General features: G+C 38.6%; 14 protein-coding genes. All 14 read left to right on the forward strand.

Annotated elements, in window-relative coordinates; all coding sequences use genetic code 11:
* Positions 1-9: 9 nt before the first annotated feature.
* The 14 genes from KUA55_RS07235 (at position 10) to KUA55_RS07300 (ending at position 16,773) form a co-directional block, all read left to right on the forward strand.
* Positions 10-1,437: a PTS galactitol transporter subunit IIC gene (locus KUA55_RS07235; RefSeq protein WP_218325532.1), complete on the forward strand. Its 1,428-nt coding sequence runs from the start codon at positions 10-12 to the stop codon at positions 1,435-1,437.
* Positions 1,438-2,484 (forward strand): 2-hydroxyacid dehydrogenase, encoded by a 1,047-nt coding sequence (locus KUA55_RS07240; RefSeq protein ID WP_218325533.1) that lies wholly within the window; start codon positions 1,438-1,440, stop codon positions 2,482-2,484. It begins immediately after the preceding gene.
* 33 nt (positions 2,485-2,517) lie between these two features.
* The gene (locus KUA55_RS07245) at positions 2,518-4,572 is read left to right on the forward strand and encodes a BglG family transcription antiterminator (protein WP_218325534.1); all 2,055 of its coding nucleotides are present in this window, start codon (positions 2,518-2,520) and stop codon (positions 4,570-4,572) included.
* An 11-nt stretch (positions 4,573-4,583) separates the two neighbouring features.
* The gene (locus tag KUA55_RS07250; RefSeq protein WP_218325535.1) at positions 4,584-5,147 is read left to right on the forward strand and encodes a hypothetical protein; all 564 of its coding nucleotides are present in this window, start codon (positions 4,584-4,586) and stop codon (positions 5,145-5,147) included.
* Positions 5,148-5,160: 13 nt separating this feature from the next.
* Positions 5,161-6,315 (forward strand): lactaldehyde reductase, encoded by a 1,155-nt coding sequence (gene fucO, locus KUA55_RS07255; protein WP_218325536.1) that lies wholly within the window; start codon positions 5,161-5,163, stop codon positions 6,313-6,315.
* Positions 6,316-6,722: 407 nt separating this feature from the next.
* Positions 6,723-7,745: a selenide, water dikinase SelD gene (gene selD, locus KUA55_RS07260; protein WP_218325537.1), complete on the forward strand. Its 1,023-nt coding sequence runs from the start codon at positions 6,723-6,725 to the stop codon at positions 7,743-7,745.
* 14 nt (positions 7,746-7,759) lie between these two features.
* Complete coding sequence (yedF, locus tag KUA55_RS07265; RefSeq protein ID WP_218325538.1) at positions 7,760-8,368, forward strand: sulfurtransferase-like selenium metabolism protein YedF; 609 nt, start codon at positions 7,760-7,762, stop codon at positions 8,366-8,368.
* 25 nt (positions 8,369-8,393) lie between these two features.
* Complete coding sequence (locus tag KUA55_RS07270) at positions 8,394-8,660, forward strand: putative Se/S carrier protein (protein WP_218325539.1); 267 nt, start codon at positions 8,394-8,396, stop codon at positions 8,658-8,660.
* Between the two features lies 1 nt (position 8,661).
* Entirely contained in the window at positions 8,662-10,554 is a 1,893-nt protein-coding gene (gene selB, locus KUA55_RS07275) for a selenocysteine-specific translation elongation factor (RefSeq protein ID WP_218325540.1), read from the forward strand.
* A gap of 1 nt (position 10,555) precedes the next feature.
* The gene (locus KUA55_RS07280; protein ID WP_218325541.1) at positions 10,556-11,686 is read left to right on the forward strand and encodes an aminotransferase class V-fold PLP-dependent enzyme; all 1,131 of its coding nucleotides are present in this window, start codon (positions 10,556-10,558) and stop codon (positions 11,684-11,686) included.
* Between the two features lie 15 nt (positions 11,687-11,701).
* Positions 11,702-13,084, forward strand: a complete 1,383-nt coding sequence (selA, locus tag KUA55_RS07285; RefSeq protein WP_218325542.1) for an L-seryl-tRNA(Sec) selenium transferase — start codon at positions 11,702-11,704, stop codon at positions 13,082-13,084.
* A gap of 195 nt (positions 13,085-13,279) precedes the next feature.
* Positions 13,280-14,638, forward strand: coding sequence for an 8-oxoguanine deaminase (locus KUA55_RS07290; RefSeq protein ID WP_218325543.1), 1,359 nt, complete (start codon positions 13,280-13,282; stop codon positions 14,636-14,638).
* Between the two features lie 60 nt (positions 14,639-14,698).
* Positions 14,699-15,274, forward strand: coding sequence for a GNAT family N-acetyltransferase (locus KUA55_RS07295; protein ID WP_218325544.1), 576 nt, complete (start codon positions 14,699-14,701; stop codon positions 15,272-15,274).
* 209 nt (positions 15,275-15,483) lie between these two features.
* A complete protein-coding gene (locus KUA55_RS07300) occupies positions 15,484-16,773 on the forward strand; it encodes an ABC transporter substrate-binding protein (RefSeq protein WP_218325545.1) in 1,290 nt (429 codons plus the stop codon).
* The last annotated feature ends 82 nt before the right edge of the window (positions 16,774-16,855 follow it).

A 16,855-nucleotide genomic window follows, 5' to 3' on the forward strand; every position in this document is an offset into this window, starting at 1 on the left:
ATCGATGACATGCTAAATATTTTATCATCTATAATGGATGCCTTTGGTGCGGCAATCGTTGTACCAGTGATTATCTTTTTTATTGCTTTAATCATGAAAGTGAAGCCAAAAAAAGCGTTTAATGCAGCGTTGAATGCCGGAATCGGATTGACTGGTTTTAATATGATTATCGGTGCGTACACGCCGATTGTGACACCCGCGATTAATCGGATGGTGGAAACAACTGGTGTAAATTTAAGGATTTTGGATACTGGTTGGCAGGCGACAAGTGTGGTGGCTTACTCGACACAGGTCGGTATGATTTTCTTGGCGCTAGGTTTAGTATTACAGGCAGTTTTATTTATTATTAAATTTACCGATATTTTTATGCCGTCTGATTTGTGGAATAATTATTCTTTCATGCTTTGGGGTTCGATGTTGTATATTTCTACCGGCAATTTGTGGTTGTCAATTGGTTTGATGGTCTTATCTAATCTTTACTGTTTAACTTTTACCGAAATTGTGGCGAAAAGATGGTCAATTTACTATGGTTATCCTCGTTGTACCATGAGTGCGCCACATCATATTTGTTCGGTACCTTTAGCTTTATTGATGGATTTTCTGTTGACAAAATTAGGTGCTAATAAAGTTCGTTGGAATCCAGAAACTTTGCAAGATAAATTAGGCTTTTTAGGAGAACCAACTTCTTTAGGCTTTGTTTTAGGCTTATGTTTAGGGATGGCCGGCAACTTCATGCGGCTAGATAGTTTGACTGGTTGGGGCGAAATTATGATTATCGGGATTTCGACTTCAGCAATTATGGCGATCTTCCCGAAAATTGCTGGGATTTTTGCTTCGGCATTTACAGCGATTACCGATGCATCAAAAGGCACCGCAAAATCTTCTGGCGGCAAAGACCGTGTATGGTATTTAGCGATCAATGATGCGGCGGGTTATGGTGAAACAGCAACTCTTTTAACGGGGATGTTATTGATTCCAATCGTGTTGCTTTTGGCGATTTTCTTACCTGGTAACCAAACTTTGCCAATGGTCGATTTGATTGCAATTCCTTATATGATTGAATTAATTATTTGTATTTCAAATGGGAATATTTTTAAATCATTGATTAGTGGCACGATTTGGTGTGTTGGTGGTTTGTATATTATTACTGCAGTGGCACCAATTTTTACCCAAGTTGCGGTTGATGTTGGTGTGAATTTACCAGAAGGTGCGTTGATGATTTGTAGTTTTGCTGTGATGACCAATCATATTATGGGGATTTTATTCTTGATCTTTATGACGCAAAATCCACTCTGGATCGGACTTACCGTGGTAGTTTACATTATTTTGTATCTATTTGTCAGAATCAAAAAAGAATCAATCCACGCCTACTTGGAAAGCATGGCAAAAATGGAAGAAGAAGCCGGAATTTTGGCTGAGAAAGGAGCCGCAGTTTAGATGAGCAAAATTGTCGTAGTTGGAGATGGTTTAGTCAGTGGGGAAACTTTAGTCGATGCCGCGCAACAACTAAATGTCCCACAACCAATTGAAATAGAAAAATTTAACTGGTATGCCGATTTAAATAAGGAACAGTTTCAAGAAAAAATTAAATTGATTGAGCAAAAAGGACCAGAAGCGGTGGAAATTCCTGAAGGTATTTTGGAAGCATTAGCCACAGCGGATTATTTATTGGTGCATATCGCGCCGATTTCAAAAGCAATGCTGGCAGCTGCACCGCAGTTAAAATTAATCGGCACTTGTCGCGGTGGTTTGGAACATATCGCCACTGATGAAGTCAAGAAGCGAGAAATTCCTTTGATTCACGTGATTCGTAATGCCGAGCCAGTCGCGGATTTCACGATTGGTTTGATGTATGCGATTACACGAAATATTGCTTTTGCTCATCAGCAAGTGATGCAGGGCGCTTGGCCGAAACAGTTCCCCAATGATCCTTACAAAACAACTTTGGCGAATTTAAAAGTCGGTTTAGTCGGTTTAGGATACATTGGCAAACTAGTTGTGAAGCGTTTGAATGCTTTAGGCGTAGAAGTTTTGGCGTATGATCCATTTGTCGACCAAGAAAAAATCGCCGCAGAAGGATTGCAGATTACGTTTGTCGACTTGCCAGATTTATTCCGCACAGCAGATATTGTTTCGCTGCATGTGCGAGTGACGCCTGAGACGAAAAATATGATTAACCGAGATTTATTTGATCTGATGCCACCGTCATCCTATTTGATAAATACAGCACGGCCAGATATCGTCAATAAAGCCGATTTGGTGGAAACTTTGAAGAATTATAAAATTTCTGGTGCTGCGCTGGACGTTGTTTGGGAAGAGCCAATTAAAAAAGACGACCCATTGTTGGCTTTAGATAATATTGTGATCACTTCTCATATTGCAGGAGACACGATTGATGCGATTCCTCGCTCGCCGTATTTGCTAAAAGAAGTTTTGAACGATTATTTTGAAACCAACGTGAGCGATATGTTGATTAGATTATAATAAAGCTTTAACAGTAACAAGGAGGGAAGACCAATGGATGTTTTGGCGGTGCAACTTTTAGAAATGATTTTGTCAAATCGCAACAACAGTCTGACTTCACTGGAAAGAAAATTCAGTTTGACGAAAGGGAAACTTGATTATCGGATTAGAAAAATTAATCAGGAACTCCAATTAAATCAACTAGGTAGCATTAAAAAAGTCGGAATTTTCTTAACTTTTGATGGTGAAGAAAAAAAGATCAGAACGTATTTAAAAAGTGTTGTCGCCGAGCTCCATTTTAGTGATGAACAGCGGCTAATTGTCTTATATTTAGCCGTCTTGTTTCATCATCACGAGACGTTGCAATCTTTGGCCGAGCGGCTAAAGATAAGTAAAAACACGGTGATTAAAGATAAGAAGAAACTCCAAACTGACTATTTAGATGAGTTGCAGATTGAGCTTTCTTTTTCCCGAAAGACCGGGTTTTTCTTGAAAGGGAAAGAAAGTGACATTCGCCGTTTGGGGATTAAATTTATCCGCAAGTTTGAAGATAGTGCCACGAAATTAAAAGTAATTTTGCAAGTGATTAAGATGGATCCGCAAATTTTTGAAACTTTGAAGCAAAAAATCGAGGTTTTGGAAGAGGATTTGGATTTAGAATTTACTGAGTTTAAACGAACTGATTTATATTTGACGATTGCCATGTGTATCTATCGCTTTAAACAGGGCAATACGTTAGAGAATGGTTTGTTAGATGGTTATATTCGTATGGTGGAGCCGGATTTTTATCAAAAAATCGGCACGGCGTTGTCGCCCTTTTTAATGGGGCAAGACAGCATCAACGAGATTCATTTTATTTCAATTCAGCTGTTGAGCACCAATTTGATTAAGATTCGCTCGAATTATCAAGATCCGCAGCTGGAGCAAGAAATTATTCGCTTTATTAATAGTTTTGAAGTGTTAGGGATCACCAATATTAAAGATAAATGCCAGTTAGAACAAGCTTTGTATCAACATTTGATTCCGGCGTATTATCGAATTAGATTTGGTTTGCCAGACAATGAAGTTTTAAGTGTGAAAGCCGTCGATGATTATGAATATATTCATCCGCTAGTGAAACGTTCGATTTCTGGAATTGAAAAATACTTAAAGATCACTTTTCCAGAAGGTGAATTGATTTATCTGTCGATTATTTTACTGAGTTTTGTCAGTGAAGAATTGGAAAAACAAACCAAGCGCACGATTGATGCGATCGTGGTTTGTCAGCATGGAATTTCGGTCTCAAAATTGCTGTTTGGCGAATTAAAACTGTTGTTCAATAACATTCGTTTCGCCAAAAATGTCTCATTAAGAGAGTTTTATAAAGAAGATTTGAGCCAAGTCGACGTGGTTTTTTCAACGGTGCCGCTAAAAACTAACAAAGAAGTTTTTCTTATCAATCATTTTCTTAGCAATGAAGAAAAAATTAATCTGAAAAATGAAGTCACTAATCGAATTAATTTCCAACCAAATACCAGCAATCATAATCATCAGATGGTGACGCAACTGGTAAATATTATCCAACAAAACAGTGAAGTCACGGATCTTCAGCGTTTAGTTGATGATTTGCAAAATTATATTTTAACCAACAATGTCACTTTGGAAGTGAATAAAAGCCAAAACGATCCAGAGCTGGCGGAATTATTGCCAGTTTCCCATATTCAAATTTATCCGAAGGCTGATTCGCTAGCCGAAGCTATCAGAATTGCCGGCAAACCGCTAGTCAATCAAGGATATATCCACAAAGATTATTTGGAGACGATTATTGAAAACTATGATCCAGAATTTCCTTATTTTGTCATCGCACCTGGCGTCGCAATTCCTCATGCTGGCCCAGAAGATGGCGTCTATAAAGTCGGGATGTCGTTATTAAAGCTCCATCAGCCGATTCATTTTTCGGAAAATTTAACGGTCGATGTGATTGTCATCGTCGCACCGAAAGATAAAAAAAGTCATATGAAAGCAGTCACGAAATTATACGAAATCGCCAAAGAAGCTGATTTTTTAGCTAACATTCAGCAGCTGACTTATGAAAAAGAAATTCAACAATATATTGCGAAAAAAGGTTAGGAGGAACCACGATGGGTGGACAAGGCATTTTACTTAGAAAAGTTACTTTAGATAAAACCTTATACCAACTGAACTATTTTTTAAAAGGCGCGTTGGTAATCTTGATTTTATACATGGTTAACGGACTCGTGATTGAAAAAAATCTGCAAGCACGAGATTTACAAATACTGGCAGGATTGTATCTGATTTTATTTTTAGGTTTTTATTTCCTGAAAAAGAAAAAAGAAAAACTACAAGAAAATGAAGTAATGCAAGATTTACGTAGTTATTTTGGGATAGAAAAAATTTCTGAAGTGGCTAAATTAGACAAACGTTTAATCGATGAAATCAAGAACAATCGCCAGTTTATTACTTATAACGGGCAGATTGTCGGCACCGATCATTACTTACTATTAGATTTTAGCGATGGGCAGTTTATGTTATTTCCGATCCAACAAATTCAAAGTCTGCACTTAGATAAAGTTGGTATGAATTTCTGTGTCAAATTAAAAACGGCAATAAAAACCGAAGAAATCTTTTTTAAAAAGAAAAAAGATGCTTTAGAGTTTATCGACTTTTATCACAATAAATATTAATGGAGGCAAGAAAATGGTTGTAAATCGCATGATTTTAAATGAAACAGGTTATTTTGGGAAAGGCGCAATCACCGAAGTGGCCAACGAAGCCAAAAAACGCGGCTTCAAAAAAGCTTTAGTAGTGACGGATAAGGATCTGCTGAAATTTGAAGTGGCGACAAAAGTGATAACTATTTTACAGGAAGCAGATTTGGCTTATGAAATTTTTGATGGGATTGTACCAAATCCGACGATTGAAGATGTGCAAGCGGGCGTTGCAGCTTGTAAAGCGGCGAAGGCAGATTATATTGTGGCGATTGGCGGCGGCTCACCGATTGATACCGCAAAAGCAATTGGAATTATCATTGAAAATCCTGAATTTTTCGACGTGATTAGTTTAGAAGGCACCGCAGCGACAAAAAAACCAAGTCTGCCGATTTTAGCAGTGCCGACAACTTCTGGTACAGCAGCAGAAGTGACGATTAATTATGTGATTACTGATGCAAAAAATCATCGCAAATTTGTCTGCGTCGATCCTCACGATATTCCGGTGGTGGCTTTTGTCGACAGCGATATGATGATGGGCATGCCGAAAAGTTTATGCGCAGCAACGGGAATGGATGCTTTGACCCACGCGATTGAAGGTTTCGTAACTAAGGGCGCTTGGGAAATGAGCGACATGTTGCATATTAAAGCGATTGAAATAATTGCGAATTCATTACGTCAATCTTTTGCAGGAGATCAATCTGCTAGAGAAGCGATGGCATTGGGACAATATATTGCTGGCATGGGCTTTTCGAATGTTGGTTTAGGTTTGGTTCACGGCATGGCCCATCCATTAAGTGCCTGGTACAATATTCCCCACGGTGTGGCATGCGCAACTTTATTGCCGCTAATTATGGATTACAATAAAGATTTTACTGGCGAGAAATACCGCGAAATCGCTGAGAAATTTAATATCCCAGGGGCTGATCAATTACCGTTGTCAGAAGTACGGGAAAAAGCTGTCTCTGCCGTGAAGCAACTAGGCATTGATGTAGGCATTCCGCAAAACTTGACGGAATTAGGAGTGAAGAAAGAAGATATTCCACAAATTGCTAAAGATGCGTTAAAAGATGTCACCACACCAGGGAATCCACGAGAAACAACGGTGGAAGAGATTATCACGTTGTATAATGACATGTTGTAGCAGTTGTTAAAAAAAGCCGGAAACTTAATTGTTTTCGGCTTTTTTGGTGTTTAAGATGTAAAGTCCAATATACCAGTCACTTAAAATCGTAAAAAGGTTATATCCATTTGACGAGTAATTTTTCAAATTGAATCATCGATAGCTGTAAATACAAATATTGTTTATCGTTAAAATATAGTAAGCTGTTTGTAATTATTCATAGTTGATCCTTCTTAATAGTGTTCTTACCAAACTTCTTTTATATAAATTTCAGCGATGAGCCATTTTTGTGTGTAAATTCAAGGTATTGCATTTTCTTATTAAAAGCACCATCATAACTCTATGAGTCTTATCTTAATAACGAGATCTTTTGTGGAGAATTTCACATTAAACTGTTATAATATGACAGTGGAAAGGGGTGCACAGAGATGGAATCAGTGCAACAATTAATTGTATGTGGCGGATGTAATGCCAAAATTGGACCGGGGAATTTAGGTGATCTTTTAGCTGATTTACCTAAGTCAAAAAATGAGAACTTATTAGTGGGCTTTGATTCGACTGATGATGCCGCTGTTATTAAACTAACAGATGATTTGGCGATTATCCAGACGGTTGATTTTTTCCCAACGATGGTGACTGACCCTTACTTATTTGGAAAAATTGCGGCAGCCAATGCCTTAAGTGACGTCTATGCGATGGGCGGAACAGTGTTATCGGCTTTAAATATCGTGGCATTTCCAGAAGAAAAAGATTTACATATATTAAAAGAAATTTTACGGGGCGGGGCTGAAAAAGTCGAGGAAGCTGGTGCAATTTTAGCCGGTGGTCATTCGATTCATGATCATTCAGTCAAATATGGCTTGTCTGTGACAGGCACTGTTGATCCCGAAAAAATTTATCAAAATAACACTTGTCAAGTTGGGGACCATTTAATTTTAACTAAACCATTAGGCGTTAGCATTTTAACTGTCGGCTATTCAGCAGGTGAAGTATCAGAAGAAGCTTTTAATCAAGCGACTAAATCAATGGAAACTTTGAATAAATATGCGATGAATATTATTCGCAATTATCCAATCACGAGCTGTACCGATGTGACAGGTTTTGGTTTAGCTGGACATCTACATGAGATGGTGGGAGAAAAATTCTCCGCTGAAATTTATTCGAAAAAGCTACCGTATTTTGAGGAAGCTTATACTGCCGCCAAAGAATTTATTTTAACAGCTGGCGGTCAACGCAATCGTAATTATATGGAGAGCAAGATGGATTTCACGATTGAAGATTTTGGAATTGAAGAATTGTTATATGATCCACAGACTTCAGGTGGTTTATTGGTTTCAGTACCTGAAGCTGATGCAGAAAAATTAGTTTCAGAGCTACAATCAGCTGGTATTCCAGCAGAAGATTTCGGCGTGGTGATTCCAAGAGAAGAAAAAGATATTATCGTTTATTAAGGAGAGAATAGGTTATGTTTAAAGTTAATGCATTAGGAATGGCTTGCCCATTACCGGTTATTGAAACAAAAAAAGCTTTACGTGAACATGAAGCCGTAGAAACGTTAGTCGATAATGAAATTGCTACACAGAACTTGCATAAGATGGCGGATCAATTAGGTTATGTCTATCAAATGAACCAAGATAGTCCCCAACATTATACAGTCGTAATTTCAAAAGCGAACGGCGAAGAAACCGATATTCCTGATCCAGAAGTGACTGAAGAAGTTGTGGTTGCACCAAAGTCTGACGATTATATTGTGGTGATTGACACTAACACGATCGGTCAAGGCTCAGAAGAATTAGGTAAAAACTTATTAAAAATGTTTATTTATTCATTAACCGAGCAGGATGTTTTACCTAGTAAAATTATTTTCTACAATGGTGGTGTGCAGTCTGTGATTGAAGGCTCTGACTCAGTAGAAGATTTGATAAAATTACAAGATAATGGTGTAGAAATTTATGCTTGCGGTGCTTGTTTGAACTTCTTTGAAATTACCGATCAAGTGGCTGTCGGTGAAGTTACTAATATGTTCCGCATTATCGAAATGATGCGGGTATCTGACCGGATTGTGAAACCATAAAAATTATTTTAAGGAGTATTTGGCGATGGAGAAATTTGGCGTCGCCCTCTTTTACTCAACCCATGAAGCGATGAAAGCTGAAAAAATTGCCAAAGAAGCCCGACTACAGGCGCGAATCATTCCCACTCCGGAAAAGATTTACGCCAGTTGCGGCTTTTCTTTAAAGTATCCCTTGGAAAATCATCAGCTGTTAGACGCGTTATTAAAACAGGCTGAAGTAAAATCAGAAGGCTATTATATTGGGGAGCAAGAGGGCTTGAAAGCAACATATCAAAAAAGAGAGGAAGATTAGCTTGGCAAATATTGTTATTGGAACGGCCGGACACATCGACCACGGGAAAACCACGCTGATTAAGGCCTTGACGGGGATTGAAACCGATACCACGAAGGAAGAGAAAAAGCGCGGCATGTCGATTAATTTGGGCTTTGCATATTTAGATTTAAAAAACGGGATGCGGGTAGGAATTGTCGACGTTCCTGGTCATGAAAAGTTCATCAAAAACATGGTAGCTGGGCTTCCGGGAATTAATCTAGTGTTATTGGTGATTGATGCCCAAGAAGGTATCATGCCTCAGACTAAGGAACATATTGATATTTTAACCTTGTTAGGAATTCGAGATTTTCTGATTGTGTTGACTAAAGTTGATACCGTTGATCCTGACTTAAAAGAACTAGTAGTTGACGACATTCGGGACCAATTAAAAGAAACACCATTAGCTGATGCAGAAATTATCGAAACTGACGCTGTGACCGGCACAGGTATTCCTGAATTACTGGAAAGAATTCAGACACATGCGGAAAATATCAGTGAAACTACCCAAAATGGACAAGCTCGTATCAATGTCGATCGGGTATTTAGTGTCAAAGGATTTGGGACGGTTATTACTGGCACGTTATTGGATGGTCCAATTAAGGTTGGTACCGAATTGCATCTATATCCAGAAGGAAAAAAAGTTCGGGTACGAAATATCCAAGTCCACGAAACTGATGTAGAAGAAGCTTTTCCTGGTCAACGAACGGCTTTGAATTTAGCTAATTTGAGTAAGGATGAGATTCAACGGGGGGATGTTTTGTCAATTTCTGACAAATTACATGATACTTGGATGTTGGATGTTAAAATAAAATGTTTGCCAGAAGTAGAAAATGGGATTGGCTTATGGGATCGAGTGCGGTTATTAATCGGCACGCGAGAAGTCATGGCTCGAACGGTTCCTTTAGGTGCAGAATGGATTGCTCCTGGGACAGAAGGTTTTTTACAGTTGCGCTTAGAAGAACAAGTGGCTGTCAAAGAACGAGATCATTTTATTTTGCGGGCCTATTCACCAATGGAGACGATTGCTGGTGGTGAAGTGTTAGATGTTGCACCAAGCAAGCATCGCCGCTTTAAAGTAGAAGTCTTAGAAAGTTTGAAGGCTAAAGAAGAAGGCAGTACTGAAGAAATTATTGCTGACTTTATGACCAATAAAAAACAACCATTTACAACTGCAAAAGAATTGGCCGATTATCTAGGCACTGCTCAAAACGAGTTGACCGAAATTTTGGCAGAGATGGTCACGGAAAATCAGTTGATTCAAACCAAAGTCGGTTATTTAACGTCAGTAAGCTATGCCAAATTAGAGGAACAAGCATCAGCCATTATTGATGAGTACCATAAGAAATTCCGTTTACGCCAAGGGATTCCAACTGAAGAGTTCCGCTCACGTTTACGAAAAAATTTATCGGATAAAGAGATTACTGCTTTGCTGCAATTATTAACCGAAAACCAATTAATCAAGTCAGCCAATGATAAGCTTGCTTTAGCTGAGTTCACTGTCACATTTAATAAATATCAAGAAGCTGCCCAAGCCAAGATTGAAAAAATGTTAGCTGATAGTGGTTATACGCCAGTTAAAAAAGAAGACTTAGAAGTGTTGGATAAAAATGCACCGGAAGTTTTAGAGGCAATGAATGGCGATAGGGTTATCTTTTTAACTCATGAATTTGTTATTCTGAAAAAAGTTTATCAAGAGGCCATAGACTTAATTAAAAAATATATTGCTGAACACCAGCAAATGACGCTGGGAGATTTCCGTGACATGACCCAATCTAGCCGTAAAGCTTCCATGTTAATTTTAGAATATTTGGATAAAGAAAATGTGACGAAACGTGTTGAAAACTACCGTGTTTTAGGAGAAAAGGGGAAATAAAATGGGCTATTATTTCGATAATGCTGCGACGACCTTGCAAAAACCACCAGTTGTGGCAAAAAAAGTAGCGGAAATTTTGTCAGCTGATGCTTATGGCAATCCATCTCGTGGCGCCCACGGTTATTCTTTGAACGCTTATCAAGTAGTGGATGAAGCACGGGAAAATCTAAAAAAACTTTTTCACGCTAATCAAAATTACGAAGTAGCTTTTACCAACAACGCCACTGTGGCTTTAAATGAAGTGTTAAAAGGCTTACTGCAAGCTGGTGATCACGTAATTACAACTAGCTGGGAACACAATTCTGTTTTGCGCCCGCTATATCAACTGGAAACAAGTGGGATAACGCTAGATTTTGTCAGCAGCTCATCTGTAACTGGCGAATTAAATTTAGCGGAGTTCGTTGAAAAAATAACTGCAAATACCAAAGCAATTGTCATCAACCATGCGTCAAATGTAACGGGGAATTTAGTTGATTTGTCTGCAATTAAGAAAATTTGTCGTGAGCATCACTTATTCTTAGTGGTGGATGCTTCGCAAACAGCAGGTGTAGTGTCTATTGATTTATCAGATGAGGGCATTGATGCGCTATGTTTCACTGGTCATAAAAGTTTATATGGTCCACAGGGAACTGGTGGTGTTTGTTTGAAAAAAGATTTACCATTAGAGCCGGTTTTAACTGGTGGCGATGGGATGCAAAGTTTTTCTAAGACACAGCCCAAGCGCTTGCCGACGTTATTAGAAGCCGGCACTGTAAATGTACCTGGGATTGCTGGTTTAGGTGCTAGTGTCGCATGGTTATTGGAAAATCCCTATCAATCCAATGATTTGGGAGAATTATTTGTCACTGAACTACAAAAAATGCCAGAGGTTAATTTATATGGTGATTTTACCAAACCACGGGTAGATGTTTTTTCATTAAATATCAAAGATGCGGAATCGGCAATCGTGAGTGATTTATTGTGGTCGGAATTTGAAATTGCTACACGACCAGGTTATCATTGTGCACCCTTGATGCATGAAGCGTTAGGCACAGCAGATCGCGGGACAGTTCGTTTTTCATTTTCACGTTTTACCACTAAGGCTGAAGTCGTTTTAGCGATTGAAGCTTTGAAAGATTTAGCGCAACGTTAGAAAGGACAGGCAAGTATGGCAAACCAAATACAGAAAATTTTAGCGCAATTACCGAGTGTTGATTTGTTATTAAAACAAATTCCAACCGAAGAATTAACTCATTCGAAAGTTAAAGAAAAATTACAAAAAATTTTAGCTGAAATTCGGCAGGCAGTTTTAGCTGGTGACATGACTGAAGCGCCTAGTGAACAAGAAATTATCGCTTTGACTTTAGATGAATTAGATAAACATCAATATTCCTTCAAGCGGGTAATCAACGCTACCGGTACAATATTACACACCAATCTAGGGCGTTCCAATCTATCTGAGCGAGTGCGACAACAATTAAATGAAGTCAGTTTCAATTATTCAAATTTGGAATTTGATTTATCAAACGGGCAACGAGGTTCCCGTTATAGTCACTTAGTTTCGGTGATTCAAAAATTAACAGGTGCTGAAGATGTGATTGTCGTGAATAATAATGCGGCGGCGGTTTTACTAGCGCTAAATACACTGGCTGATCAAAAAGAAGTCTTAGTTTCTCGTGGAGAATTAGTCGAAATCGGTGGTGCTTTTCGGATTCCTGAGGTAGTGACGGCGGCAGGCGGTGAAATTGTTGAAGTCGGTACCACCAATCGCACCCACATTAAAGATTTTCGTGAAGGTGTCAATGAAAATACAGGTGCCTTATTAAAAGTTCACACTAGTAACTATCGGATTATCGGTTTTACAGCGAAGGCGGATTTGGCAGAGTTAGCTGAATTAGCTAAAGAACATGGGCTCCCTTTGATTGATGATTTGGGCTCAGGTTTATTGATTGATATGCGTCAATTTGGGTTGCCATATGAACCATCCATTCGTGAAGTCCTAAAATTGGGTGCCGACATCGTAACTTTCAGTGGTGATAAATTATTGGGTGGACCACAAGCTGGTATTATTGTTGGTAAGAAAAAATATATTGAACAAATGAAGAAAAATCAATTGTTGCGGGCAATTCGAATTGACAAGATGACCTTGGCAGCTTTGGAAGCGACTTTAAGTCTTTACTTGGATGAAAAGGAAGCTATACGGGAAATTCCAACACTCAGAATGATTGCCCAAAAACCAGAGGAAATCGCTGAAAAAGCACAGACTTTAAAAGAGAGATTAGACGATATTTCTGACCAACTACAAGTGGAAGTCTTACCAGACGATAGTAAAATCGGCGGGGGTTCTTACCCTGAGCACCTTCTACCAACATTTGCGGTAACACTAAAAAGTCAGACGGATACTGCCGATGAATTGCAAACTAAACTACGGGAACAAAAAGTGCCGATTATTTCACGCGTGAAAAATGAACGGAATTATTTGGATTTAAGAACGATTGAAGTAGCTGATTTTGATGTAATAGCGGCAGAAATTGCAAAAATGTTTGCATAAAAATAAGAAGTGAGTTTAATTTGAAGTAAGTCAGGAATGAGATCTGATTATTTGCTTCATTTTAAAGCTCACTTTTTTGTTATTTTAGCCACAAATAAAGGATAAAAATAATTTTTTTGTCAAAAAAATATTTATACAACCTGAATTATTTGTGATAAGATGAACGTGTAATTTTAAACAGGAGGCGAGAAAAAAATGTCGAAGCTTTTAATCAAGAATGCCAAGACGATGGTGACTTGTGATGATCAAGACCGCGTGTTGGAAAATGTCAATCTCTTAATTGAAAACGGTGTCATTACGTATATCGGACCGGATCATCAAACCGCCGATGAAGAAATTGATGCCAGCCATCACTTGGTTTATCCCGGTCTAGTCAATACTCACCATCATTTGTATCAAACATTTACCCGGAATTTACCTGATGTGCAAAATATGGAATTGTTTGATTGGTTGGTTTATTTGTATGAGTTGTGGAAAAATTTAGATGACGAAGTGATTTATTATTCTACTATGACTGGCTTAGGAGAATTATTGAAGACTGGCTGCACCACGGCTTTCGATCACCATTATGTTTTTCCGCAAGGTAGTGAAAGTGGCATCATGGAAGCCCAGTTTGCTAGTGCTGATCAGCTGGGTATGCGATTACACGCGGCACGAGGCAGTATGGATTTGAGCAAAAAAGATGGCGGCTTGCCACCAGATTCTGTCGTGCAGGATATTGATACGATTTTGAAAGATTCAGAACGTTTGGTGAAAAAATTCCACGATCCTGCTGAGTTCTCTATGCATCAAGTGGTTTTGGCTCCGTGCTCACCTTTTAGTGTTACCACTGATTTAATGAAAGAAACGGCAAAATTAGCGCGTCATTTAGAGGTGCGCTTGCACACTCATTTGGCGGAAACAATGGATGAAGAAGTCTATGTAAAAGAGCATTATAATATGCGTCCGTTAGAATTTATGGAGACTTTAGGTTGGACCGGTAGCGATGTCTGGTATGCCCACGGAATTTTCTTTAATGATGATGAATTGAAATTTTTGGCAAAAACTCAGACAGGGGTAGCTCACTGTCCATGTTCTAATATGAAATTGTCTTCAGGTATTTGTAAAGTGCCGCGGATGTTAGAATTAGGCGTGCCGGTGGGACTAGGTGTTGATGGTTCTGCCAGCAATGATGGCTCAAATTTATTGGAAGATTTGCGGGTGAGTTATCTACTGCATCGCTTAAATTCTTCTACTAAAGCGCCGACTGGTTATGATATTTTGAAGATGGCTACACGAGGTAGTGCAACTTTATTGGGTCGAAAAGATATTGGCTCATTAGAAGTAGGTAAAGCCGGTGACTTATTTATGATTGACACTAGAAACTTGGCTTTAGTCGGTACCTTGCAAGATCCGAAATCTTTACTAGGAACAGTTGGTTGGAAAAATTCAGTAGCCAATACCGTTGTTGCTGGTAAAGTGGTGGTGCGTGATGGGCAGTTAGTTAATGTTGATGAAAGAGAAATGGCTGAAAAAGCTAATGCAGTTGATTTTCAGTTTTTAGCTCGTAAATAAATGTGGTAAACTGCTGTCAAAGCTATTTTTGATAGCAGTTTTTTTGAGGAGTTGAAAAAAATGAATCAATTATATTTAAAGCTTTATGAACACCGACAGATCGAGACGGAACGACTTATTCTACGCCCTTTGGTAATAACTGATGCCGATGACATGTTGGAATATGCCGGCGATGAAGAAAATACCCGTTTTGTATTTCCCACCCATCAAAATTTAAATCATACCAAACATGATTTAGCCCGTTTTTTCCTTGCCGAGCCACTTGGGAAATATGCAATGGTTTTAAAGAAAAATCGTAAAATGATCGGTACCTTGGATTATCATGATCTAAATGAGGATACGATGACTGGTGAGTTAGGTTATATTCTCAATAAAAAATATTGGGGGCAAGGACTAGCGACTGAAGCCTGTCGTCAGTTGCTTGTGACGGGCTTTGAAGAAATCGGTTTTAATCGCTTAATTGCCAAACATCAGCTGGAAAATACAGCATCTGGCAGAGTGTTAACCAAAAGTGGACTAGAAAAAATCGCCACCATGCCTTATAGCGATAAAGACCCCAAAGAAACCGGCAAAATGATTACGTGGGTGATTTATCAATTAACCAAAGAACAATATAGAGGGAATAAAAGTCCATGAAAATGGGCTTTTTTTGTCGCTCTTCTTTAATTTCTATCTTTAGAGACTTAGTAACTTTACTAGGAAGTTGTGAGGCTTTTTCTAGAGGAAATTATATTAAACCAAAACAATACTGAAAATTTACAAAACTTTTTCATTAAATTTACGTAGGTTCTTTATACTGATTTTGGCTAGAGAAATAGTCAAGAAGGTAAATTAGGAGGGAATCAATGTTTAAAAAAAGAATGATTTTGGGTGCTGTTTCAGCCTTAAGTATTTTGGGACTGGCAGCTTGTGGTAGTGGCAATGCTGATACGACCAAAAAATCCAATGAGCCCGTAACAATTGAGTATTGGCATGTCAATGCAGATACCCAAGGGGGAAAAACGGTTAATGAATTAGTGGAAGATTACAATCAGTCACAGGACAAAGTAAAGGTTGTTGCCAAATATAATCCTGATATGTACAAAGGATTAATGCAAAATTTACAAGCCTCAGTTGCGTCTAATGAAGTACCTGATGTGGTGCAGGTTGGCTGGGCATTTAAAGATTATTTTGCCGAGAATTTTGAATACACTGATCCACAATCGTTAGTTGAAGAGGTTGAACCTGATAATGCTGATTTTTTTAAAGATCACTTCTTAGATAATATTATGGCGCTGTCGGAAAAGGATGGCAAACAAGTTGGGATTCCTTATTCGATTAGTAATCCGGTATTGTATTTAAATCAAGATATGTTAAAAGCAGCTGGTTTAGATGAAAATGGTCCCAAAACTTGGGAAGAAGTTCAGAGTTTTTCACAAGCAATTAAAGAACAAACCGGCAATTACGGTGTATATATCCAAGAACCCGCTGATAATTGGGCTCAGCAAGCTATTTTAGAAAGTAATGGCGCTAGCGTTATCAAAAATGGAAAAGCAGCGTTTGCTTCTAATGACGGTATTGCGGCTTATGAATTGTATCAAGGTATGGTGGAAGATGAAACTGCTCTTCATACGACTTGGGAACAAGGTGTCCAAAGTTTTATAGATGGCAGTGTGGGGATGGTTTACACGACAATTGCTCAAAGAAACAATATTCAAAGCAACAGTCCTTTTGCAGCAACCGCGGTTGAGTCCCCTAGTTGGCAAGGAAAAGAAGTGAAGTTGCCTGCCGGTGGCGCAATGTTGGCAGTGACTTCTCAAACAGATGAGAAAAAAGCAGCCACTTGGGACTTTTTACAGTATCTTTACAGTGTTGAATCAATGGCGAAATGGACAGAAGGTACAGGCTACTTACCGCCAAGAAAAGATGTGGCTGATGCGGAAGATGGTTTAAAAACTTTTTTGGCAGAAAATCAAATGATGACACCGGCGATTGATCAAATGGATAAGATGGTCAGCTGGAGTTCTTTCCCTGGAGATGCTGGCTTAGAAGCCGAACAAAAGTTACTAGATATGCGAGATAAGATTTTAGCTGGTGACGATGTGAGCGACACTATGAAAGCAACTCAAAAAGAAATCAATCAGTTACTCAAATAAGAATAATAAGCAGTCATGTTAGTAGGAAAAACAGGAAATTTTCATCTACTAACTGACTGCTTTACATAAGGAGTTTGCCTTT

Source organism: Enterococcus alishanensis, from assembly GCF_019218635.1.
GTDB lineage: Bacteria > Bacillota > Bacilli > Lactobacillales > Enterococcaceae > Enterococcus_A > Enterococcus_A alishanensis.